Origin of the sequence: Streptomyces sp. R33, from assembly GCF_041200175.1 — a bacterium.
Taxonomy (GTDB): Bacteria; Actinomycetota; Actinomycetes; order Streptomycetales; family Streptomycetaceae; genus Streptomyces; species Streptomyces katrae_B.
In genome coordinates this window covers 4065696-4088317 of sequence record NZ_CP165727.1, presented here as the reverse complement: position 1 = coordinate 4088317, position 22622 = coordinate 4065696, and the positions used below count along the sequence as shown (strand labels likewise).

The 22622-nt window shown below is 71.7% G+C and carries 23 protein-coding genes; 11 read left to right on the top strand and 12 right to left on the bottom strand.

All coding sequences use genetic code 11. The annotated features are described in order from the left end of the window. Positions 1-9: 9 nt before the first annotated feature. On the bottom strand, positions 10-678 hold the full coding sequence (locus AB5J51_RS18655) for a response regulator transcription factor (protein WP_053787271.1): 669 nt from the start codon (positions 676-678) through the stop codon (positions 10-12). A 17-nt stretch (positions 679-695) separates the two neighbouring features. Beyond that, positions 696-1898, bottom strand: coding sequence for a sensor histidine kinase (locus AB5J51_RS18650; RefSeq protein WP_136224650.1), 1203 nt, complete (start codon positions 1896-1898; stop codon positions 696-698). 107 nt (positions 1899-2005) lie between these two features. Between AB5J51_RS18650 and AB5J51_RS18645 the strand changes: the two genes are divergently transcribed. Then, positions 2006-2995 carry an SAM-dependent methyltransferase gene (locus AB5J51_RS18645; protein ID WP_053787269.1) on the top strand — a complete coding sequence of 330 codons (990 nt, stop codon included), beginning with the start codon at positions 2006-2008 and terminating at the stop codon, positions 2993-2995. Positions 2996-3090: 95 nt separating this feature from the next. Here AB5J51_RS18645 and AB5J51_RS18640 read toward each other — a convergent pair whose 3' ends face one another. Beyond that, a complete protein-coding gene (locus AB5J51_RS18640) occupies positions 3091-4644 on the bottom strand; it encodes a M28 family metallopeptidase (protein WP_053787268.1) in 1554 nt (517 codons plus the stop codon). A 199-nt stretch (positions 4645-4843) separates the two neighbouring features. Then, complete coding sequence (locus AB5J51_RS18635) at positions 4844-5965, bottom strand: DUF5937 family protein (RefSeq protein WP_369778110.1); 1122 nt, start codon at positions 5963-5965, stop codon at positions 4844-4846. Between the two features lie 108 nt (positions 5966-6073). On the opposite strand from AB5J51_RS18635, the gene AB5J51_RS18630 reads away from it, so the two are divergent. Next, a complete protein-coding gene (locus AB5J51_RS18630; protein ID WP_136224649.1) occupies positions 6074-6283 on the top strand; it encodes a hypothetical protein in 210 nt (69 codons plus the stop codon). Between the two features lie 10 nt (positions 6284-6293). Here the strand turns inward: AB5J51_RS18630 and AB5J51_RS18625 are convergent, their stop codons facing one another. The 6 genes from AB5J51_RS18625 to AB5J51_RS18600 all read right to left on the bottom strand — a co-directional run bounded on the left by AB5J51_RS18625 (position 6294) and on the right by AB5J51_RS18600 (position 12603). Continuing rightward, positions 6294-7031: a GntR family transcriptional regulator gene (locus tag AB5J51_RS18625; protein ID WP_053787265.1), complete on the bottom strand. Its 738-nt coding sequence runs from the start codon at positions 7029-7031 to the stop codon at positions 6294-6296. 134 nt (positions 7032-7165) lie between these two features. Further along, the gene (locus AB5J51_RS18620; RefSeq protein ID WP_053787264.1) at positions 7166-7975 is read right to left on the bottom strand and encodes a type III pantothenate kinase; all 810 of its coding nucleotides are present in this window, start codon (positions 7973-7975) and stop codon (positions 7166-7168) included. After that, positions 7975-8973 carry a carboxylating nicotinate-nucleotide diphosphorylase gene (gene nadC / locus AB5J51_RS18615; RefSeq protein WP_053787263.1) on the bottom strand — a complete coding sequence of 333 codons (999 nt, stop codon included), beginning with the start codon at positions 8971-8973 and terminating at the stop codon, positions 7975-7977. Before nadC ends, AB5J51_RS18620 begins: the two co-directional genes overlap by 1 nt. Beyond that, positions 8970-10694, bottom strand: coding sequence for an L-aspartate oxidase (locus AB5J51_RS18610; RefSeq protein WP_136224648.1), 1725 nt, complete (start codon positions 10692-10694; stop codon positions 8970-8972). Before AB5J51_RS18610 ends, nadC begins: the two co-directional genes overlap by 4 nt. Further along, positions 10691-11701 (bottom strand): pantoate--beta-alanine ligase, encoded by a 1011-nt coding sequence (gene panC, locus AB5J51_RS18605; RefSeq protein ID WP_133897285.1) that lies wholly within the window; start codon positions 11699-11701, stop codon positions 10691-10693. Before panC ends, AB5J51_RS18610 begins: the two co-directional genes overlap by 4 nt. Next, positions 11698-12603 (bottom strand): Rossmann-like and DUF2520 domain-containing protein, encoded by a 906-nt coding sequence (locus tag AB5J51_RS18600; protein WP_053787261.1) that lies wholly within the window; start codon positions 12601-12603, stop codon positions 11698-11700. The genes panC and AB5J51_RS18600 overlap by 4 nt, the downstream gene beginning before the upstream one ends. A gap of 98 nt (positions 12604-12701) precedes the next feature. Here AB5J51_RS18600 and AB5J51_RS18595 point away from each other — a divergent pair, with 98 nt between their 5' ends. The 7 genes from AB5J51_RS18595 (at position 12702) to AB5J51_RS18565 (ending at position 16756) form a co-directional block, all read left to right on the top strand. Then, positions 12702-13823: a low specificity L-threonine aldolase gene (locus tag AB5J51_RS18595; protein ID WP_136224647.1), complete on the top strand. Its 1122-nt coding sequence runs from the start codon at positions 12702-12704 to the stop codon at positions 13821-13823. Between the two features lie 149 nt (positions 13824-13972). Then, the gene (locus AB5J51_RS18590; protein ID WP_030300689.1) at positions 13973-14158 is read left to right on the top strand and encodes a DUF397 domain-containing protein; all 186 of its coding nucleotides are present in this window, start codon (positions 13973-13975) and stop codon (positions 14156-14158) included. 65 nt (positions 14159-14223) lie between these two features. Beyond that, a complete protein-coding gene (locus AB5J51_RS18585) occupies positions 14224-14883 on the top strand; it encodes a hypothetical protein (protein ID WP_369778109.1) in 660 nt (219 codons plus the stop codon). Between the two features lie 13 nt (positions 14884-14896). Beyond that, positions 14897-15070, top strand: coding sequence for a hypothetical protein (locus tag AB5J51_RS18580; protein WP_030300685.1), 174 nt, complete (start codon positions 14897-14899; stop codon positions 15068-15070). Between the two features lie 117 nt (positions 15071-15187). Beyond that, entirely contained in the window at positions 15188-15715 is a 528-nt protein-coding gene (locus AB5J51_RS18575) for a BlaI/MecI/CopY family transcriptional regulator (protein WP_078987420.1), read from the top strand. 9 nt (positions 15716-15724) lie between these two features. Then, positions 15725-16255, top strand: coding sequence for an amino-acid N-acetyltransferase (locus tag AB5J51_RS18570; protein WP_136224646.1), 531 nt, complete (start codon positions 15725-15727; stop codon positions 16253-16255). 165 nt (positions 16256-16420) lie between these two features. Next, complete coding sequence (locus tag AB5J51_RS18565; protein ID WP_030300678.1) at positions 16421-16756, top strand: Lsr2 family protein; 336 nt, start codon at positions 16421-16423, stop codon at positions 16754-16756. Here AB5J51_RS18565 and AB5J51_RS18560 read toward each other — a convergent pair. Beyond that, positions 16738-17382, bottom strand: a complete 645-nt coding sequence (locus tag AB5J51_RS18560; protein WP_053787256.1) for an SCO3374 family protein — start codon at positions 17380-17382, stop codon at positions 16738-16740. The genes AB5J51_RS18565 and AB5J51_RS18560 overlap by 19 nt on opposite strands. A 451-nt stretch (positions 17383-17833) precedes the next feature. On the opposite strand from AB5J51_RS18560, the gene AB5J51_RS18555 reads away from it, so the two are divergent. Further along, positions 17834-20359 carry an ATP-dependent Clp protease ATP-binding subunit gene (locus AB5J51_RS18555; RefSeq protein WP_030300674.1) on the top strand — a complete coding sequence of 842 codons (2526 nt, stop codon included), beginning with the start codon at positions 17834-17836 and terminating at the stop codon, positions 20357-20359. A gap of 359 nt (positions 20360-20718) precedes the next feature. After that, positions 20719-21306: a M23 family metallopeptidase gene (locus AB5J51_RS18550; RefSeq protein WP_369778108.1), complete on the top strand. Its 588-nt coding sequence runs from the start codon at positions 20719-20721 to the stop codon at positions 21304-21306. A gap of 15 nt (positions 21307-21321) precedes the next feature. On the opposite strand, the gene AB5J51_RS18545 is transcribed toward AB5J51_RS18550, so the two are convergent. After that, the gene (locus AB5J51_RS18545) at positions 21322-22566 is read right to left on the bottom strand and encodes a LamG-like jellyroll fold domain-containing protein (RefSeq protein ID WP_369778107.1); all 1245 of its coding nucleotides are present in this window, start codon (positions 22564-22566) and stop codon (positions 21322-21324) included. Positions 22567-22622 lie beyond the last annotated feature (56 nt).

Genomic DNA, 22622 nt, shown 5'->3' with positions numbered 1-22622 from the left:
GCCGGGCCGTCAGGCGCCGCCGGCGCGGACCAGGCCCGTCTCGTACGCGAGGACCACGACCTGGACGCGGTCGCGCAGGTTCAGCTTGGTCAGGATGCGGCCCACGTGCGTCTTCACCGTGGCCTCGGACAGGACCAGGCGGGCCGCGATCTCGCCGTTCGACAGGCCCTGGGCGACCAGCAGCATGACCTCGCGCTCGCGCTCCGTCAGCCGCTCGATCTCCTTGTTCTGCGGTTCCTGCGTGGTCGTCGGGAGCATCGGCGCGAAGCGGTCCAGCAGGCGCCGGGTCGTGGACGGGGCCACCACCGCGTCTCCGCTGTGCACCGAGCGGATCGCGGCCAGCAGCTCCGCCGGCGGCACGTCCTTCAGCATGAACCCGCTCGCGCCCGCCTTCAGACCCGAGAAGGCGTACTCGTCCAGGTCGAAGGTGGTCAGGATGATCACGTCGGGGTGCTCGTCGCGCTCGCAGATCCGGCGCGTGGCCTCGACCCCGTCGAGCTTCGGCATCCGGACGTCCATCAGCACCACGTCCACCTTCGTGGAGCGCAGCACCTCCAGCGCCTCCAGGCCGTCGCCGGCCTCGGCGACGACCTCCATGTCCGGCTGGGCGGCGAGCACCATCCGGAAGCCCGTGCGCAGCAGCACCTGGTCGTCGACCAGCATCACTCGGATGGACATCAGTTACCTCGACCTCGTCATCTCGTCTTGAGCGGGAGCAGTGCGCTGATCCGGAAGCCGCCACCGGGCCGCGGGCCCGCGTCCAGGGTGCCGCCGACCATGCCGATCCGCTCGCGCATGCCGATCAGCCCGTGCCCGGCGCCGTCGGCGCCGCCGTCCTCGTACAGCTCGTGGGCCGCGCCCCGGCCGTCGTCCTCGACCAGCAGGCCGAGCCCGTCGTCGAAGTAGACCAGCCGGACGCTCGCCGTGGCATCCGGGCCGCCGTGCTTGCGGGTGTTCGTCAGTGCTTCCTGCACGATCCGGTACGCGGTGAGCTCGACGCCGCTGGGCAGCCGGCGCGGTGCGCCCTCGACCTCGAAGTCCACCGTGAGCCCGGACGCCCGTACCTGCTCGACCAGGACCTCGATCTGCTCGACGTCCGGCTGGGGCACGTAGTCCTCGGACTCCTGGGGCTCCCCGGTGCGCAGGACGCCGAGCAGGCGGCGCATCTCGGCCAGGGCCTGGCGGCCGGTGCCGGAGATCGTCTGCAGGGCCTCCTTGGCCTGATCGGGGGCCACGTCCATGACGTACGCGGCGCCGTCCGCCTGGACCACCATCACGGAGACGTTGTGCGCGACGACGTCGTGCAGCTCGCGGGCGATCCGCGCGCGCTCGGCGGCCACGGCCACCTTGGCCTGGGCCTCGCGCTCCTTCTCCAGCCGCTGGTTCCGCTCGACGAGCTGGGCGTAGTACGCCCGGCGGGTGCGCAGGGAGTCGCCGAGCACCCAGGCGAGGGCGAACGGGACGATGGCGAAGAGCGTGAAGAGGAAGTCGTCGCGGGTGTTGCCCTTGTCCACCTGGAAGCGCAAGGCGTAGAGGGGGGAGGCGAGGAATCCGATCCCGAGCGCGGTACGGGACATCCGGCGCGAGATCTCGGCCGAGGCCGCGACCGTGTACAGGATGATCAGCATCGCGAGATCGGAGTTGATCACCTCGGTGTGGGTGACCAGCTTGTAGACGCCGGTGCCGACGGCGAGCCAGAACATCGGCAGCGTCCACCTGCGGCGCAGGGCCACGACGACGCCCATCGCGAGCACCGAGGGAACGGCGATCAGCCGCGCGGTGGTGCTGCTGAAGCTGTCTTCGGCGACTTGCAGCATCCCTAGCCCGACGAGGAGGACAGCCCAGAAGCTGTCGACGCCCGTCGGGTGTCTGCGGAGGAAGTCGTAGAGGCGCTGCACGTAACCCAGAGTAGGCAAAGGAGATAGGTGCTGGAGTCAACCACAGGTGCGATCCGTGTGACGGAGGTGTACTCCCCAAGGTGGAGGCCGAGCTTAACCTTTCGGGGATGAGCACTCAGGGAGAAGTCGCAGATCCAGTTCCGGTTCCGGTTCCGGCCCGGTGGCGGACGGCGATGGAGGCCGCGCTGTACGGGCCGGACGGGTTCTACGTACGGCCGGGCGGGCCGGGTCCGGCCGGGCACTTCCGCACCTCCGTGCACGCCTCGCCGCTGTACGCGGGGGCGGTGGCGCGCCTGCTGCAGCGGGTGGACGCCGAGCTCGGGCATCCGCAGGGGCTGGACCTGGTCGACGTCGGGGCGGGGCGGGGGGAGCTGCTGACCGGCGTGCTGGGCGCGCTCCCGGCGGAGGTCGCGGCGCGGGTGCGGGCCTGGGCGGTGGAGCGGGCGGAGCGGCCGGACGGGCTCGATCCGCGGATCGAGTGGGTGGCGGAGCCGCCCGCGGGGACGCGGGGCCTGCTGTTCGCGAACGAGTGGCTGGACAACGTACCGCTGGACGTGGCGGAGGACGGGCACTACGTACTGGTCGACCGGGACGGTACGGAGAGCCGCGGGCCGGCGGTGTCCGGCGCGGACCGGGCGTGGCTGGAGCGGTGGTGGCCGGGGCCCGGCCGGGCGGAGATCGGGCGGCCGCGGGACGAGGCGTGGGCGGTTGCCGTCCGCTCGGTGGAGCGGGGCCTGGCGGTGGCCGTGGACTACGCGCACGTCCTGGACGCCCGGCCCCCGTACGGCACCCTGACGGGCTTCCGCGGGGGGCGGGAGGTCGCGGCGGTGCCGGACGGTACGTGCGATGTGACGGCTCACGTGGCCATGGACGCGTGCGCGGGGGAGGGGGCGGTGCTGGTTTCGCAGCGCGAGGCCCTGGGCCTTCTCGGGGTTTCGGGGGCCCGCCCCCCGCTGGCGATGGCCTCCACGGACCCGGCGGGGTACGTCCGGGCCCTCGCCTCCGCCGGCGAGGCGGCGGAACTCACCGCCCGCGGCGGGCTGGGCGACTTCGCCTGGCTGATCCAGCCGGTCGGGGTCGCCCCCTGGCCGGTCTGACCCCGGGTCCGCTGCGCGGGGCCGTCCCTACCCGCTCCTCTCCCGTTCACCGGGCTCCGCCCCAGACCGGGGTCTGGGGCGGAGCCCCGGAGTGCCTACTCGGTGGCTTCGTGGTCGTGGCCCGGGCGGAGGCCGCCGCCGGTGCTGCCGCCGGTGGTCGGCGCCGAGGTGACCGGCTGCGTCAGCGGGGCCAGGTCGAAGGCGTAGTGACCGACCGCGTTAGCGATCACGTCCACGTTGATGTCCAGCGCCTTCTGGTTGATGTTCGTGATGTCGTCGCCCTTGCCGTGGTAGTTCACGTCGTACGCGACACCCGCCTGCCCGCCGAACTTCGCCGCCTGCGCCGCCGTCTTGATCCCCTCGGCGCCGGTGTCCGTACCGCCGGACGGGATGCCCGCCTCGATGAACGGGCCGTAGTCCGAGCGGCCCGTGAAGTCCGAGCCCTCGTGCGGGATCTTCTGCGCGTCGAGGAAGTCGGTGATGCCCTTCTCGAGCTGCGCCGAGCCCTCCGGGCCCGGGCCCGCGCCGACCTTGTCCGAGTCGTCGCCGTCGTAGACGAAGTACGCGGCGTTCGGCGAGGCGATCATGTCGAAGTTCAAGTACAGCTTGATCTGCTTCTTCTGCGCGTCCGTCAGACCGCCGACGTACGCCTCGGAGCCGAGCAGGCCGAACTCCTCCGCCGACCACCAGGCGAACTTGACCTTGTTCTTGATCTTGTTCTGGCTGCTCGCGAGGCGCTGCGCGACCTGCAGGATGCCGGCCGAGCCGGACCCGTTGTCGTTGATGCCGGGGCCCGCCGCGACCGAGTCGAGGTGTGCGCCGAGGAAGACGGTGTTGTTCTCGTCGCCACCCTGCGTCTCCGCGATGACGTTGTACGTCTTGCGGTTCTCCCGGAACTCGCGGATGTCGAGGGTGACCTCGACCGGGCCCGCCGCGGCTTCGGCGGCGAGCCGCTCTCCCTCGGCCCGGGTGACGCCGCCCGTCGGGACCTTGCCCGCGTCCGGCGCGCCCAGGGTGCCGTTGAGGGCGCCGTCGGTGTTGTTGTAGATGATCGCGCCGACCGCGCCGGCCGCGGCCGCGTTGGCCTGCTTGGTCGCGAAGGTGCAGCCGCCGCGCTTGACCAGCGCGATCTTGCCCGTGAAGGCGCCCGCGGCGAAGTCGCCCGGCTCACAGCCGTTCGTACCGTCCGCGTCCACCGGGGCGACGGCGATCTGCGCCTTCACGCCGTTCTCCGGGCCGCTCGCCGTGTACGTCATCAGCTTGATCGGGACGTCGCGCCCGCCCGCGCCGTTGACCTTCAGCGTCTCGGCGACGGTCTCGACGTACACGAACTCGAACTCGTTCTTCGAGACCTTGTAGCCGGCCGCCCGCATCACGGCCTCGACGTACTTTGCGGACTGCACGTGGCCCTTGGAACCGGCCACGCGGGTGCCGTTGTTGTAGTCGGCGATGGACTGGAAGACCTTCAGGTGGTTGTTGGCACCTTTGCCGGTCGAGTCCTTGACCAGCTTCCTGGCCAGGGCGTCGCCCCGGGCGGCATCGCTCTGCGGGCTGCCGGTGGCACCGGCCGGCCCGGCGAGCACCAGCGGGGAGACGAGGGCCGCGGCGGCCAGGGCGGCGGTTGCTGCGGCTATACGGCGTGAGGGCATGGAGGTCCTTCCACGACAACTACGAGCAGACAGACGGAAGCGGTGCGCGGTACGCGGGGGGAACGGTGGACGCACGGTATAGACCGGGTGACCGATCTGGCCAGAGTTTTCGCTGTTTCCGGTTGATGAATTCCGCATATCGGTGAATCTGCGCCGTAGAAATCCGGCCACCGTCCGCCCTGTTGTGCCGCGGGAGGCCTCAGCGCAGGATGCCCTCGATGAACTCCGAGCCGATCCGGGCCACCTTGACCAGGTCCAACTGGTGCTGGACGTACCGCCCTTGGCGCCAGGTGTGCAGCAGGCCCGCCTTCTTCAGCGCCGACAGGTGCCTCGACACCTCCGGCGCCGTGATCCCGTGCACGGTCGCGAGCTCGCTCGTCGTGTACGGGGCCCGGGCCAGACTCCGGCACAGCATCATCCGCATCGGATGGGCCAGCGCCTCCATCCGCCGCTGGAGCAGCTCCACCGAGCCCGGCTCGGGCAGTTCGGGGGAGCGGAGCGGATAGTGGACCACCGGTATCCAGCCGGGCGCGTGCAGCACCAGCAGATGCGGCCAGCCGAAGTTCGTCGGCACGAAGACGAGGCCGGGGCCTATCTCCGGGTCCGTCGCGGTCGCCGAGCCGTGGACCATCTTGTCGACGGTGATCCTCGTGGCGGCCTCGTCGACGCTCAGCGCCGGCGACACCTCGTGCAGCGTCGCCGCCAGCCCCTTGCGGCGCAGGACCTCCGTCTTGTGCCGGGCGTCCGCGCTCTGCTGCGGCTCGATCCGCCGCCAGGTCTCCGCGAAGAACGCCTCGTCGCAGTCCTCCAGGAGCCGCCGCAGCCACACCCGTACGGAAGCCGTGTCGTCCAGCAGCCGCAGCGAGAAGTCCAGCTGGCGCGGGCCGCGCGCGGCGGCCGTCTCCAGCGCCTTGGCCCGGGCCTGCGGATTCTTCAGCGGGGAGGGCCCACCGCCCTCGTTGTACAGCGCCAGCCAGCAGTGCTCCAGGGCGGCCATCACGAACCGCTCGTCGTCCATCCGGTCGAGTACGTCGAGCTCCTCGGCCAGGGTCGAGGCGGGCAGGCCGCTGCCGCCGGGGATGCCCGCGAAGGCCATGAAGATGTCGGAGAAGGAGCTGCGCCACATGAAATCGCCCTCCAGCAGCCGGTCCGCGAGGCAGGGCTCGAGCGCGGCAGCGGTGGCGGTGGTCCACGAAGCCAGGCCGGGGTGGTGGGCGGGCTGCGACAGGGCGTGCAGCGTCATGCAGAGCTCGGAGAGCGCAGAGGGCGCGAAACGGATGCGTCCGGCGGGGAGCCCGGCGATGTCGATGGTGACGCTCATCGGCCCATTCTGACCTGTCGGACCCCTGTGACCTGGACTGACACGGGTCAATTGACGCGGAGCGTCAATCGTCGTGCGGGGTGGCCCGAGCAGGTCCAGGGTGGAGGCATGACAGCGATCGAGCAGTACCTCATCGACACCTACCGCGCCTCCCAGCAGGGCGCCCCGATGCCCCCGCCGCCGGGCCGCGACGACGTCGCCGTCCTGCGCTCGGCCCGTACGTACGCCCAGTTCCGGGCGGTCCTCGACGGCCGGGCGGCCCGGCACCCCTGGTGGGCCACCCTGCGCCGGCTGGGCCACGTCCCCGGGCGCACGTGATGCGGCCCGGTCAGCGGTCCCCGGGGTGGAAGTCGATCTCGTACGCGATCTCGGAGCGGCGGTCGGCGACCACGATGTCGGCGGTCTCCACCGCCCGGCCGTCCGTCGCGTAGTACGTCCGCTCGATCTCGGTGATCAGGTCGCCGACGCTGATGCCGAGCAGATTGGCCTGCCGCTGGTTCGCCCGCGCCGGGCGGGGGACCTCCAGCGAAGAGGCGACCAGCACGCCGATCGAGCGCATCCGCTCGATGACTCCGGCGCCCTTGAACGGGCCCGCCTCCGGCAGGACGACCGGGGTGCCGTCCGTGACCGCCATCGGCTCCCAGGACTCGCAGATCTCCACCGGCCGGCCCTCGGACAGGAACTCGTACGTGGTGAGCACGCACGGGTCGCCCGGCGGGACGGCGAGGCGCTCCGCGATCCGCTCCGGCGCCGGCGTCCGGGCCGCGGAATGCGACTCCCAGGTCACGCCCGCGCCGCCGAGCCCGGCCAGCCGGCGCCGCCGGGAGCGGACTATGCGCAGCCGCTCGCGCGGTTCGCACCGGTACGTGCCCGAGCCGGCGCGGCCTTCCAGGAGCCCCTCGATGATCAGCAGCTCCAGGGCGCGCTGCGTGACGCTCTGCCCGACCGCGTACTCCTCGGCGAACCGGGACCGGGACGGCAGCTTGGCGCCGACGGGCCACTCCTCGGCCCGGATGCGCGCGCGCAGCGCGTCGGCCACCTTCAAGTACGCCGTGTCCCGGGCCATATGACCGTCCTGTGCCTGTCGACGAGTTGGGCCCAAGCTAATTCATCAGGTCGAACCCGAGTCTTCAGAACGGCGATGAGTGAGACGCCGCAGTACGCCGCCGCCCGGCGGGCGGCGGCGGCGTACCGAGGGCCTCAGTCGAAGTTCGGCGCGTTGCGCTCGTAGACCAGGCGCAGCCCGATCAGGGTCAGCCACGGCTCGTGGTCGTCGATGACCGAGGACTCGCCGAGGACCATCGGCGCCAGGCCGCCGGTGGCGATCACGCGGACGTCACCCGGGTCGCCGTGCGGGCCGGCCAGCTCCTTGGCCATCCGCGTGACGACCCCGTCGACCTGGCCCGCGAAGCCGTAGACCACGCCCGACTGCATCGCCTCGACCGTGGACTTGCCGATCACGTTGCGCGGCCGCGCCAGCTCGATCTTGCGGAGCTGGGCGCCCCGTACGCCGAGGGCCTCCATCGAGATCTCGATGCCCGGGGAGATCACCCCGCCCACGTACTCGCCCTTCGCGGAGACCGCGTCGAAGGTGGTCGCCGTACCGAAGTCGACCACGATCGCCGGGCCGCCGTAGAGCTCGACGGCGGCGACCGCGTTGATGATGCGGTCCGCGCCGACCTCCTTGGGGTTGTCCATCAGGATCGGCACACCCGTCTTGATGCCCGGCTCGACGAGCACCGCGGGGACATCGCCGTAGTAGCGGCGGGTCACCTCGCGGAGCTCGTGCAGCACCGACGGGACCGTCGAGCAGATCGCGATGCCGTGGATGCCGTCGCCCAGCTCGCTGCCGAGCATCGGGTGCATGCCCATCAGGCCCTGCATCAGGACGGCCATCTCGTCGGCCGTGCGGCGCGGGTCGGTGGAGATGCGCCAGTGTTCGACGATCTCTTCGCCGTCGAACAGGCCGAGCACGGTGTGGGTGTTGCCGACGTCGATGGTCAGCAGCATTACCGCTCCTCGCGCAGGTCCAGGCCGATGTCCAGGATCGGGGACGAGTGCGTGAGCCCGCCGACCGCGAGGTAGTCGACGCCGGTCTCCGCGTACGTACGGGCGTTGGCCATGGTCAGGCGGCCCGAGGACTCCAGCACCGCGCGGCCGTGGACCAGCGCGACGGCCTCCTCGGTCTCGATCGGCGTGAAGTTGTCGAGCAGGATCAGATCCGCGCCCGCGTCCAGGGCCTCGCGCACCTGCTGGAGGGTGTCCACCTCGACCTCGATCGGCAGGTCGGGGAACTGCTCGCGGACGGCCTTGAACGCCTCCGCGACACCGCCCGCCGCGATCACGTGGTTGTCCTTGACCAGCGCCGCGTCCGACAGCGACATCCGGTGGTTGACACCGCCGCCGCAGCGCACCGCGTACTTCTCCAGGGAGCGCAGGCCCGGCGTGGTCTTGCGGGTGTCGCGGACCTTCGCCCCGGTGCCCTCCAGCTCGTCGGCCCACTTGCGGGTCGCCGTCGCGATGCCCGACATCAGGCACAGCAGGTTCAGCGCGCTGCGCTCACCCGTGAGCAGGTCCCGGGTGCGGGCCTTGACCGTCAGCAGCACCTGGCCCGGCTGCACGCGGTCGCCGTCCTCGACGTGCCGCTCGACCTCGAACTCGTCCTCGCAGACCACCGAGAGCACGGCCTCGGCGACGCGCAGGCCGGCGACCGTGCCCGCCTCGCGGGCGGTGAAGTCGGCGTGCGCGACGGCGTCCTCGGGGACGGTGGCCACCGTGGTCACGTCGACCCCGCCGTCGAGGTCCTCGGAGATCGCCATGTGGGCGATGTCCTCGACCTCGATCGGGTCCAGGCCGGCGTCGGCCAGCAGCTGGGCCAGCGCCGGGTCCAGGCCGCTCTCCTCGCCGTCGCCGCAGCCGCAGTCGTCGCCGCAGCCGCCCGCGGACTCGTCGAGGAGCGGCAGCTCCGCGTGCTCGTGCTCGTGGTCGTGCTGTTCGGGGGTGCTCACGATGACTGCTCCTGGCTCAGGGGGTGCTGTACGGACGGAAAGCCCGCGGAGTCGGTGGGGGTGACGACCAGCGCCCGCTTCTCGGTGGCGGACAGCCGGACGACGAGGTGGCGGCGCCAGGCGGCGTCGTCCCGGTCGGGGTGGTCCTCGCGCCAGTGGCAGCCGCGGGTCTCCTCGCGGCGCAGGGCGGCGGCGACCAGGACCCGGGCCACGCACAGCAGGTTCGTGGCCTCCCAGGTCTCGGTGCCGGGCACGGCGGTCTTCCCGTCGCTCTCCAGCGCCGTCAGCGCCGTCGCGTACAGGTCCTCGAGGGCGGCGGCCGCCGTGCGCAGGGACTCGGCGGAGCGGAGCACGCCCGCGCCCTCCGTCATGATGCGCTGGACCTCGTACCGCGCCTCGGCGGGCTGCAGCGGGCCGGTCGCGGGGACCGGGATGCCCGGGCCGGTGCCGGCGGGCGTGCCCGCGACGATGTCGTCGGCGATGCGCTCGGCGAAGACCAGGCCCTCCAGCAGGGAGTTGGAGGCCAGCCGGTTCGCGCCGTGCACGCCGGTGCACGCCACCTCGCCGCACGCGTACAGGCCGGGGACGGTGGTACGGCCGTGCAGGTCGGTCCGTACGCCGCCGGAGGCGTAGTGCGCGGCGGGCGCGACCGGGATGGGCTCGGTCACCGGGTCGATGCCGTGGGCGCGGCAGGCGGCGAGGATGGTCGGGAAGCGCTGCTCCCACATCTGCGCCCCGAAGTGCCGGGCGTCCAGGTACATGTGCTGCGCGCCCTGCTCCTGCATGCGGCGCATGATGCCCTTGGCGACGATGTCGCGCGGGGCCAGCTCGGCCAGCTCGTGCTGCCCGACCATGAAGCGGACTCCGTCGCCGTCGACCAGGTACGCCCCCTCGCCGCGGACCGCCTCCGACACCAGGGGCTGCTGGCCCTCGGCGTCCGGGCCCAGGAAGAGCACGGTCGGGTGGAACTGGACGAACTCCAGGTCGGAGACCTCGGCCCCGGCCCGCAGGGCGAGCGCCACCCCGTCGCCGGTGGACACCGACGGGTTGGTGGTGGCCGAGAAGACCTGGCCCATGCCGCCGGTCGCCAGGATCACGGCGGGCGCGTGGACCGCGCCGACGCCGTCGTGCTGGCCCTCGCCCATGACGTGCAGGGTGACACCGGCCGTACGGCCCTGCGCGTCCTGCAGCAGGTCCAGTACGAGGGCGTTCTCGACGGTCTCGATGCCGGCCGCCTGGACGGCCTCGACCAGCGCCCGGGAGATCTCGGCGCCGGTGGCGTCGCCGCCCGCGTGCGCGATCCGGCGGCGGTGGTGGCCGCCCTCGCGGGTCAGTTCTATCTCGCCGGTCTCGGCGGAGGTGTCGAAGACGGCCCCGGTGGCGATGAGGCGGCGCACGGCGTCCGGCCCCTCGGTGACGAGGAGCCGTACGGCGGCCTCGTCGCACAGCCCGGCGCCCGCGACCAGCGTGTCGTCCAGGTGCTGCTCGGGGGTGTCGCCGTCGCCGAGCGCCGCGGCGATGCCGCCCTGCGCCCAGCGGGTGGAGCCGTCGTCGAGCCGGGCCTTGGTGACCACGACCGTGCGGCGGCCCGCGGCGGCGCAGCGCAGTGCGGCGGTCAGGCCGGCGACGCCGGAGCCGACGACCACGACGTCGGCGTCGACGGCCCAGCCGGGGGCGTTGGCGTGCAGCCGTATGCCGGTACCTGTGCCTGGGGTGCTCACGTGTGTGCTCCGAACTCCAATGGGATGTTGTCGATCAGCCGGGTCGTCCCCACCTTCGCGGCGACGGCCAGCACGGCCTGCCCGGTGAAGTCGGGGCCGACATCGGTGAAGTCCTGCGGATCCACCAGTGCCAGATAGTCCAGCAGCAGCGGCGGGTCGTGCCGGCCCGCCTCCTCCAGGACGTGCCGGGCGGCGGCCCGTACGGCCTCCGGCAGGCCGGTGCCGGCGGCGGACGCGGCGGACACGGCGTGCGCATCGGCGGAGGCCCGGATCTCGCCGAGCCGGGCCAGGGCGGTGGCCCGCTCGTCGCTGGCCGGGGAGGCCTCGGCGCGGGCGAGCAGCGCGGCCTGCGCGGCGAGCCGGTCCTGCCCGGCGAACAGGGCGCGGGACAGGGCCAGGGCGCTGCGGCGCTCCTGGGCGGAGAGGTACCGGTTGCGGGAGGACAGCGCCAGCCCGTCCTCCTCGCGGACGGTCGGTACGCCGACCACCTCGACGGGGAAGTTCAGGTCGGTCACCATCCGCCGGATCAGGGCGAGTTGCTGCGCGTCCTTCTGGCCGAAGAGGGCCAGGTCGGGGCGGGTGAGGTGGAGCAGCTTGGCGACGACGGTCAGCATGCCGTCGAAGTGGCCGGGCCGGGTGGCCCCTTCGAGGCGCTCGCCCATCGGGCCGGCGCTGATCCGCACCTGGGGGTCGCCGCCGGGGTAGACCTCGTCGACGGCCGGGGCGAACACGGCGTCGGCGCCGGCCTCCCGGGCGATCCCCAGGTCGGCGTCGAGGGTGCGGGGGTAGCGGTCGAGGTCCTCGTTCGCCCCGAACTGCAGCGGGTTCACGAAGACGGTGACCACGACCTGGCCCTGGGCCCCGGCCCGTTCGCGGGCGGCACGGATCAGGGTGGCGTGGCCCTCGTGGAGGGCGCCCATGGTCATCACGACGGCGCGGGGGCCGCCCGCGGTGCGCGGGAGCTTGTGCAGCTCCTCCGCGGTGTCGATCAGCAGCAGCTCGGTCACTGGTCCCCACCCTCGGGATCGGCGAGTACGCCGAGCAGGTCCTCGGCGAGTTCGGGCTTGAGGAGGCCGTGCGCGAGGGCCCGGTCGGCGGTGGTGCGGGCCATGGCCAGGTACCCGGCGACCGAGGCCGGGGCGTGCCTGCGCAGCTCCGAGACGTGCGCGGCGACCGTGCCGGCGTCGCCGCGGGCCACCGGGCCGGTCAGCGCCGCGTCACCCGAGCGCAGGGCGTTGTCGAGGGCCGCGCCGAGGAGCGGGCCGAGCATCCGGTCGGGGTGCTCGACCCCGGCCTTGGCCAGCAGCTCCATCGACTGGGCGACCAGGGTGACCAGGTGGTTCGCGCCGAGGGCGAGGGCCGCGTGGTAGAGCGGACGGTTCTCCTCCGCGATCCACTCGGGCTCCCCGCCCATCTCGATCACCAGGGCCTCGGCCGCGAGCCGCAGCTCCTCGGGGGCCGTGACCCCGAACGAGCAGCCGCCGAGCCGCTGGACGTCGACCTCGGTGCCGGTGAAGGTCATCGCGGGGTGCAGGGCCAGCGGGAGCGCGCCCGCGCGGCGGGCCGGGTCCAGCACGGCGGTCCCGTACCGCCCGGAGGTGTGCACGAGGAGCTGGCCGGGCCGGACGGCGCCGGTTTCGGCGAGCCCCTCGACGAGCGACGGCAGTGCGTCGTCGGGCACGGTCAGCAGCACCAGGTCGGCCAGCTCCAGTACCTGCGCGGGCGGTACGAGCGGCACGTCGGGCAGCATCCGCTCGGCGCGGCGGCGGGAGGCGTCGGAGACGCCGGACACGGCGACCGGCCGGTGCCCGGCCTGCTGGAGCGCACGGGCCAGCGCGGGGCCGACCCGGCCTGCGCCGACGACGCCGACGGTGAGCCGGGCGGGGCGCGGTTGCTGGGATGAGTTCACGCGGGGAGGGCCTTCCGTTCCAGTCCGCGGGGGGTACCGGACGATACGCCGCCATGCTAGCCCCTGGGCGTGTTGGCCGGTCGGCGATGATCGGGGGCATGACTGGTGACGACGATCTGACGAAGCGGCTGGTGGCGGCGGGACGCGGGGCCGAGCGGATGCTCTCCCGCAGCCTGCGCGAGGCGACGGTCGGTGAGCTGCTGTCGGGGCTGGCGGCGCCGGATCCCGACGAGCCGGCCGACCTGTACGGGGACGGCGTGGTGACCCGGCTCGAGCGGCGGGTCGCGGAGCTGCTGGGCACCGAGGACGCGGCGTTCTTCCCGTCGGGGACGATGGCCCAGCAGATCGCGCTGCGCTGCTGGGCCGGGCGGACCGGGAACCCGGTGGTCGCGCTGCACCCGATGAGTCATCCGGAGCTGTGGGAGGGCGGGGCGCTGTCGCTGGTCTCCGGCCTGCGCACGGTGCACCCCACGAAGGACCCGCGCCAGCCGACGGCCGAGGAGGTCGAGGCGCTGGCCGAGCCCTTCGGCACGCTGATGCTGGAGCTCCCGCTGCGCGACGCGGGCTTCCTGCTCCCCACCTGGGAGGAGCTGGAGGCGCTGGTCGACGCCGCCCGCGAACGGGATGCGGTGGTGCACTTCGACGGGGCGCGGCTGTGGGAGTCGACGGTGCACTTCGGGCGGCCGCTGCCGGAGATCGCGGGGCTCGCGGACTCGGTGTACGTGTCCTTCTACAAGTCCCTCGGCGGCCTGAGCGGCGCGGCCCTGGCGGGCTCCTCGTCGCTGATCTCGGAGGCGAAGGTCTGGCGCCACCGGTACGGGGGCCAGATCTTCCGCCAGTTCCCGCAGGCGCTGTCGGCGCTGGCCGGCCTGGACCGGGAGCTCCCGCGCCTGCCGTCGTACGTGGCCCAGGCGCGCGTGGTGGCGGCGGCGCTGGGCTCCGCGCTGGAGTCGGCCCAGGTCCCCTGGTTCCGCATCAACCCGGAGGTCCCGCACACGCACCAGTTCCAGGTGTGGCTGCCCTACGGGGCGGACCGCCTGACGGAGGCGGGGATCCGCCTGGCGGAGGAGACGGGCACGGTCCTCTTCCGCCGCTGGTCCCCGACGGTGGTCCCGGGCGTCTCGGCGACGGAACTGGAGATCACCTCCCCGGGCCTCACCTGGACCCCGCAGGACGTGACCGAGGCGGTCGGGGCCTTCACGGCGTACCTCCACGCGTAACCGTGGCCGTCGGCGATCCCGGCGGGATCCGGGAGGGGCCAGTGCAACGACGACGCACCGAATTCCGCCGAAGTCGTCGGTGTCGGCCCCCCTCGGAGTTACCGTCCCTCCACGGGAAGCAAGGAGCCGTCCCCCGGAGGAGAGACACCATGACCGCTCACCCCGCCTGGCAGAAGTCCACGTACTGCGGCGAAGGAGACAACTGCGTCTACGTCTCCGCGGCCCCCGGCCACCTCGTACGCGTGGCCGACCGGGCCGACCCGGCGCATCTTGTTCTGGCCACGACCCAGGCCGCCTGGGCCGACTTCCTTGACGCCGTCAAAGCGGACGGGTAGCCGTCGGCGCGCCCGGAATCACGCCGCTCAGGGGATTTTGTCCGATTAGCGCGTATCTTCGGCCCATGCCCACGCCCTACGGATCCCGCGGCGGCATGGCGTTCAGCGCCGCCGAGCTGCACGTGCTCAGGCGAACGCTCGCCCACGCCCTCCAGTCCTCCACGGCCCCCCTGACGACCTCCGAGGTCCAGGACTGCCTGCGCCTCGCGCAGTCGGTGGACGACGCGGTCCAGGAGGCGGGGCGGCTCAGAGAGTTCCTCCTCGCCGACCTCGTCCGCTACCGCGGCGCCCTGCCCGGCAGCCTCTCCGGGTACCTGGAGCTGCTCCAGGACGCCCTGGCCGCGGGGTACGAGCCCGCGCCGGACGACCTCGCGGCCCTGCGCGCCCTGCGGGCCAACCCGGTCGCGGCGGCGCTGCTGGCCCGCTCCCAGGACATCGCCGAGCGCTCCGTGCGGCGGCGGCTCTCGATCACACCGGCGCCCCGGACCCGGCTGCTGGCCCTGGCCGGCGGCAAGGGCGTGAACGGCGCCAAGGACGCCGGCGGGGGCAAGGAAGGCAAGGAGGGCAAGGAAGAGCCGGCCCGACCCGCACCGGCCCCCAAGGAGCCCCGCCCCGAGCGGCCCTCCGAACGTCCGTCCGAGCGGCCCATCCCGACCCCCGGCGAGGTGTTCCCGCCGCGCCGCAAGCCCACCCCGCCCCCGGCGGCCGGGCTCGCGGCCGGGTAGCTACGCTGGGGGCATGGACTACGTTTCCGCGCTCGTGCCCCCCGTAGTGATGGCCGGCTTCTTCATCGCCCTCGTCGTGACGATCGTGAAGAGCCAGGGCGGCGCCAACAAGGCCAAGGAAGACGCGGCGGTCGACGCCGTGATCGCCCGCGCCGAGGCCGCCCGGCAGTCCCAGCCCGGGAAGTAAGCGCCACACGCAGGCACACGCAGGGCGTACGGCTTCGAGAGCCGTACGCCCGATTTTGTTGAGCGTTGCGTTCCGAATGGCCGGGCAATTCCGCACATTCCGCACTATCGTGCTGTTGTGCCTCGCCCCCTGGGAGAACTCGAAGACGCGGTCATGACGCGGGTGTGGCAGTGGAACCGCCCGGTCACTGTTCGTGAAGTCCTGGAAGACCTCCAGCAGGAACGGTCCATCGCGTACACCACCGTCATGACGGTTATGGACAATCTCCATCAGAAGGGCTGGGTCCGCCGGGAAGCCGAAGGCCGCGCCTATCGATATACCGCGGTCTCCACCCGCGCCGCCTACTCGGCCGCACTGATGAACGAAGCCTGGTCGACGAGCGACAACCCCGCGGCCGCTCTCGTGGCCTTCTTCGGCATGATGTCCGCCGAACAGCGCGACGCCCTCCGGGACGCCTTCCGCATCGTCGGGTACGACGACGGCTCGGCCGCCGAGCCTGCCGCGGAGCCGTCAGCCGGGCCGGCCACCGGGGCGGCCCCCGGGCCCGCGGCGGAGCCCGCCGCCGGAGCCCCCGCCGCGACGCCCCCCGAAGTCCCTCCCGCCGAAGGGGACTCCGCCGGGCGCGGGACCGAGCCGGGGCGATAGCGTCCGGGCATGGGTGAGTTTTCCGCTGCACAGCCAAAAACAGTGACGATCCGCCGTGCCCGCACCGGCGATGTTCCCGCGCTGCGGCGCCTGCTCGACCAGTACGTGCAGCAGCGGATCCTCCTCGACAAAGCCCCGGTCGTCCTTTACGAGGACATCCAGGAGTTCTGGGTCGCGGAACGCGACTCCGACGGCCAGGTGGTGGGCTGCGGCGCTCTCCACGTCATGTGGGAAGACCTCGCCGAAGTACGCACTCTTGCGGTCGACCGCGACTTGAAGGGGGCCGGAGTCGGCCATCGGCTGCTCGGGCAGTTGTTGGACACCGCCCGCGCGCTGGGCGTCCGGAAGGTTTTCTGCCTGACCTTCGAAGTGGACTTCTTCGCGAAGCACGGCTTCGTCGAGATCGGCGAGACCCCGGTCGAGACGGATGTCTACATGGAGCTCCTGCGTTCCTATGACGAGGGCGTCGCCGAGTTCCTCGGTCTCGAACGAGTGAAGCCGAACACCTTGGGCAACAGTCGGATGCTTCTGCACCTCTGAACGATCACGGCGGCTTTTCCCGTGCTCCGCGCACCTGTGGCCTATGTCCGAATCGCGTACGTTTCCCGCCGCGTTGCGGTCTCGAACCTCTCCCCGGGGGTTTGTGTTTTCCAGGGAAAAGCGGTTTCCTTTCCGCGTACTGCTTTTCGATGAAAGGAAATCCCGGTGGCACAGAAGGTTCAGGTCCTTCTTGTCGACGACCTCGACGGTGGCGAGGCGGACGAGACCGTGACGTTCGCTCTGGATGGCAAGACCTACGAGATCGACCTCACCACCGCCAACGCGGAGAAGCTGCGCTCCGCGCTCGCCGACTACGTCAAGGGCGCCCGCCGCACCGGTGGCCGCGCTTCCGGCGGCCGCGCCAAGGCGCGGACGGCCGCGACGTCCGGCAACCCGGACACCGCCGAGATCCGCGCCTGGGCCAAGGCCCAGGGCATGAGCGTCAACGACCGCGGACGCGTCCCGCAGGAGATCCGCGAGGCCTACGAGAACCGGGCCTGACCCGTCAGGGTCTGACCCGGCCGGCCCGTGCAGGGTCCGGCCGCGGCGCTCCTCAGGGGCGTACGCCGCCACAGGCGCGCCCGGTGGCATTCCGTCGCCGCCGCCGCGACCAGGCGTACGAGATCGGGCCCGGCACCACCGTGCCGGGGACCGGCAGCCTGCCCAGGACCGGGCAGGGACGGCAGCAGTGCCTCACACCCCTGCTCGGGGGGTCGCAGCCACACGGCGGCCCCCCGGGGACTTCCCTCCGGATGCCCCGGGGGAACCGGGGCCGTGATCCGGCCGCCCACACCCAGGGCGGTGAGGTCCAGGGCGACCCCGCCCCACTCCAGCCAGTCGAGCAGCCCCTCCAGCTCGTCTGCGCTCCCCGCGGCCACCAGGAACCGCATCCTGCGCCCCGTGAGCGCCACCGGACCCGTGGCGAGAGGCCTGCGCAGCAGCTCCGCCCCCGCATCGGCCGGCAGCTCGAGCACGTCGAACCGGACCCCGGTGACGAGCCCGGCGGGCGGCCCGCCCGCGACGGGCCAGCCGAGCACCTCCTCGTACCAGGACGCGTATGCGTCCCAGGGCGAATCCGCGGGTGAATCCTCGGGCGCGACGCAGGGCGGCGGAACGGTGACGGCCATGCAGGGAGCAACTCCGAACGTGCCGCGGAGTTACGCAGCGCGCCGGGCCCAATGCGGAACGTAAACATCCGACGGGGTGGCGTCCCACATTCGGGACGCAATCGTGTTCGCCCGTAGCGGAGGGAACCGGCGCCACCGGCATGGAGTGCCGGTGCTTACGGGTAAGACATTCCTAGTGGTACGGGGCGACACGCTGTTTTGGACAGCTTCCGTTCGCCATCGGCGTACACGTGTGACGGGTATCTGCCTGGCCTGCGGGAACATCGTCTCGCACCATCGGGTTGGAGCAGTTGTCGGCAGTTGAAGCCGGTTTTCCCCACTGACGTGGGGGTGAGCCGCGGACGGATGTCGGCAGTTGGAATGAGCTGTCCCGCCCCGCGGGACTAGCATGCGGAAGGACAGGGCGGGGACCGACCCCGAACTGCCCGACCGCTCTGAGGAGCGATAAACGATGTTCGAGAGGTTCACCGACCGCGCGCGGCGGGTTGTCGTCCTGGCTCAGGAAGAAGCCCGGATGCTCAACCACAACTACATCGGCACCGAGCACATCCTCCTGGGCTTGATCCACGAGGGTGAGGGTGTCGCCGCTAAGGCCCTGGAGAGCCTCGGGATTTCGCTCGAGGCTGTTCGCCAGCAGGTTGAGGAGATCATCGGTCAGGGGCAGCAGGCCCCGTCCGGCCACATCCCCTTCACTCCGCGGGCGAAGAAGGTCCTGGAGCTTTCGCTCCGAGAGGCCCTCCAGCTCGGCCACAACTACATCGGCACCGAGCACATCCTGCTCGGCCTCATTCGCGAGGGCGAGGGCGTCGCCGCCCAGGTCCTGGTGAAGCTGGGCGCCGATCTCAACCGAGTCCGGCAGCAGGTCATCCAGCTGCTCTCCGGCTACTCCGGCGGAGGCAAGGAGTCGGCCACGGCCGGCGGCCCGGCCGAGGGCACCCCCTCGACCTCCCTCGTCCTGGACCAGTTCGGCCGCAATCTCACGCAGGCCGCCCGCGAATCCAAGCTCGACCCGGTCATCGGGCGCGAGAAGGAGATCGAGCGGGTCATGCAGGTCCTGTCCCGCCGTACCAAGAACAACCCGGTCCTCATCGGCGAGCCCGGCGTCGGCAAGACCGCCGTCGTCGAGGGCCTGGCCCAGGCGATCGTCAAGGGCGAGGTCCCCGAGACCCTCAAGGACAAGCACCTCTACACGCTTGACCTGGGTGCCCTGGTCGCCGGTTCCCGCTACCGCGGTGACTTCGAGGAGCGCCTGAAGAAGGTGCTCAAGGAGATCCGCACCCGCGGCGACATCATCCTGTTCATCGACGAGCTCCACACCCTCGTGGGTGCGGGTGCCGCCGAGGGCGCGATCGACGCCGCCAGCATCCTCAAGCCCATGCTGGCCCGTGGTGAGCTCCAGACCATCGGTGCCACGACGCTGGACGAGTACCGCAAGCACCTCGAGAAGGACGCGGCCCTCGAGCGCCGCTTCCAGCCGATCCAGGTGGCGGAGCCTTCCCTCCCCCACACGATCGAGATCCTCAAGGGCCTGCGCGACCGCTACGAGGCCCACCACCGCGTCTCCATCACGGACGAGGCCCTCGTCCAGGCGGCGACGCTGGCCGACCGGTACATCTCGGACCGCTTCCTGCCGGACAAGGCGATCGACCTGATCGACGAGGCCGGCTCCCGGATGCGCATCCGCCGGATGACCGCGCCGCCGGACCTCCGCGAGTTCGACGAGAAGATCGCGGGCGTGCGCCGCGACAAGGAGTCGGCCATCGACTCCCAGGACTTCGAGAAGGCAGCTTCTCTCCGCGACAAGGAGAAGCAGCTGCTGGCGGCGAAGGCCAAGCGCGAGAAGGAATGGAAGGCCGGCGACATGGACGTCGTCGCCGAGGTCGACGGCGAGCTCATCGCCGAGGTCCTCGCGACCGCGACCGGCATTCCCGTCTTCAAGCTCACCGAGGAGGAGTCCTCGCGACTGCTCCGCATGGAGGACGAGCTCCACAAGCGGGTCATCGGCCAGAAGGACGCCATCAAGGCGCTCTCCCAGGCGATCCGCCGTACCCGTGCGGGTCTGAAGGACCCGAAGCGCCCGGGTGGCTCGTTCATCTTCGCCGGCCCGTCCGGTGTCGGTAAGACCGAGCTCTCCAAGACGCTCGCCGAATTCCTCTTCGGCGACGAGGACGCGCTGATCTCCCTCGACATGTCGGAGTTCAGCGAGAAGCACACGGTTTCCCGCCTCTTCGGTTCGCCCCCCGGCTACGTGGGCTACGAAGAGGGCGGCCAGCTCACCGAGAAGGTGCGCCGCAAGCCGTTCTCCGTCGTCCTCTTCGACGAGGTCGAGAAGGCCCACCCGGATATCTTCAATTCCCTTCTCCAGATCCTGGAGGACGGTCGCCTGACCGACTCCCAGGGCCGGGTCGTGGACTTCAAGAACACGGTCATCATCATGACGACCAACCTGGGTACGCGGGACATCTCGAAGGGCTTCAACCTCGGCTTCGCGGCCGTGGGCGACGTCAAGACCGGTTACGACCGGATGAAGGCGAAGGTCAACGAAGAGCTCAAGCAGCACTTCCGGCCCGAGTTCCTGAACCGTGTCGACGACACGGTCGTCTTCCACCAGCTCTCGCAGGAAGACATCATCCAGATCGTCGACCTGATGATCGCCAAGGTGGACGAGCGCCTGAAGGACCGCGACATGGGCATCGAGCTGAGCGGCGACGCGAAGCTCCTGCTCGCCAAGCGGGGCTACGACCCGATCCTGGGCGCCCGCCCGCTGCGCCGCACCATCCAGCGCGAGATCGAGGACATCCTGTCGGAGAAGATCCTCTTCGGCGAGCTGCGTCCCGGCCACATCGTGGTCGTGGGCAAGGAGGGCGACGGCGAGGAAGCCAAGTTCACCTTCCGCGGCGAGGAGAAGTCGGCCCTGCCCGACCTCCCCCCGATCGAGGCCACGGGCTCCGGCCCGGACCTGAGCAAGGGCGCGTAAGCAGTAGCTGCACGAGGGGCGGCCCCGGAACCGAAAGGTTCCGGGGCCGCCCCTTTTGCGCGCCCCCGGAGGCCGCGCGCCGGTGACAAGCCACACAGGGCAAAACGGACCTACTAGGACGTCTCGTAGGTGGAATGTCCATTTTGCCCCGACCTACCCTTGCCCTCGGCCCAGCAGGGACGCGGTCAACCGGTTGCGTCACACCCTCCACGCCTACGAGCCCCGGTAGTAATCGGGACGTTTGGGGATGCGCAGGGACACGGGTTACCAAGGATGGGCAAGCCCGGCATCCGCTTCCCAGCGTGCCGGGTGACTTCATGCCTGCACCGTCCTTGTCCCCGGCCCGGAGGTCTCCTTACATGTTCGCGAAGCGCGTCAGCACCCGTCGTACCCGTCTCGCCATCGGCACCACCGCTCTCGGTGCGGTTCTGGCTCTCGGGGCCGGGACGACCGCCGCCTTCGCCGACACGGCCTCGCAGACCGCCGCCAAGGCCCCCGCGGCCGCCGCGAAGGCCCCCGCGAAGACCGCCGGCTGGCAGAAGCCGGTCACCAGCTACACGCTCTCCGCGACCTTCGGCAAGGGCGGCAGCATGTGGTCCCACAAGCACTCGGGCCAGGACTTCGCCTGCCCCGTCGGCACCCCGGTCAAGGCCGCCTCTGCGGGCGTCGTCGTCAAGGCCGGCCCGAACGGCGGCGGCGACGGCCCGGCGTACGGCAACGCCATCGTGATCAAGCACGCGAACAACACGTACTCCCAGTACGCGCACCTCTCGAAGATCAAGGTCCGGATCGGCCAGAAGGTCGCCAAGGGCGCGCAGGTCGCGCTGTCCGGCAACACCGGCAACTCGAGCGGCCCGCACCTCCACTTCGAGATCCGGACCACCCCGAACTACGGCTCGGCCGTGAACCCGGTCGCGTTCCTGCGCAACGCCGGCGTCACCGTCTGAGCCCGCTGACCCCGGTCAGTACAGGAGCCAGGAGCCCGTCGGCTTCGTCTTCGCGTCGACCCTGCCCGGCTTGAGGGTGTCGATCTGGGCGGGCGAGAGGACCACGTCGTAGGTCTGCACGGTCTCCATGGCCCCGCTCCACGGCGCGGTCCACTTGTCCTCGTGGCGCGAGCGCGCCAGCTGCAGCGGGCCCTGTGCCTGGAAGACGCCGGGGACGGGGGCCTCGCCGGTCTTCTTGCCGTTGACGTAGAGGGCGATCTGCTTGCGTTCGGCGTCGTAGGTCCCCGTCAGGGTGGAGAAGGTCTTCTCCATCTTGGGGCTCTCGCCGGTCACGGTCACCGCGGTCGCCTCGGCGCCCTGGTCGCCCGTCTGGACACGGAAGACCCAGGTCGGCTTGCCGTTCACCTGGTCCAGGCCCAGCTCGAACGAGAAGGACTTCTCGTTGCCCTGGCTGACGGCGATCTGGCGTCCCTTCGGGGCGCGGTTCCAGACGTGCGCCGAGACGGTGAAGCTCTTGGACGTGTCCACGACGCCCTTCGCGGACTCGGCGTACGAGTTCTCGTTGCCCTTCGTCCGGATCTCGAAGCGCTTCTCGATCGGGAAGACCCCGGCGTCCGGGCCCATCTTCAGAGGGGCCTTTCCGCTGCGGTCCCGGATCTGCGTCGGGTCGTCCTTGACGGTCGGCGTGTTGTCGACCGGGGCCTTGCTCTTCGACCCGCTGGGGGAGGGCGAGGCCGACACGGACGGGGAGGGCGTGTCGTTCTTCGCCTCGTCCTCGCCCTTGTCGTCGCCCAGCAGCAGGAACGTTCCACCGCCGGCGAGCAGCGCCAGTACGGTCACCGCGGCGCCGATCATCCACAGCCGCTTCCTGCGCTTCTCGGCCGCCGAGCGGTCGGCCATGGCCTCCCAGTCCGGCTGGTCCGACGGCGGCACGAACGGCCCGGGGAGCCCGGGGCCCGGCGCGGCCGACCCGCCCATGTCCGGGAGCCCCTGGGCCCACGGCTGGGGCGCCGCGGCCGGTGCCTGCTGGTACGGGCCGGGCTGAGCGCCCGGCTGCGGGTAGCCGTAGCCGTAGCCGCCGCCGTCAGCGGGGACGCCCGGCGGCGGTCCGAAGCTGCCGCCGCCACCCGGCGCCGGGGTGCCGGGCGGGTAGCCGTAGCCGGCTGCGGGGGCCGGTGGGACCGGCGGGAACCCGCAGCCCCCGTTCCCGGGGGCGGGCTCGGGCTGCGGGTTGCTGGGGGGATTCGTACCGTCGGTCATGCCACGGATGCTAAAACACCGGTCCGCACAGCCGTACGGCCCGGTCCCGATCCGCT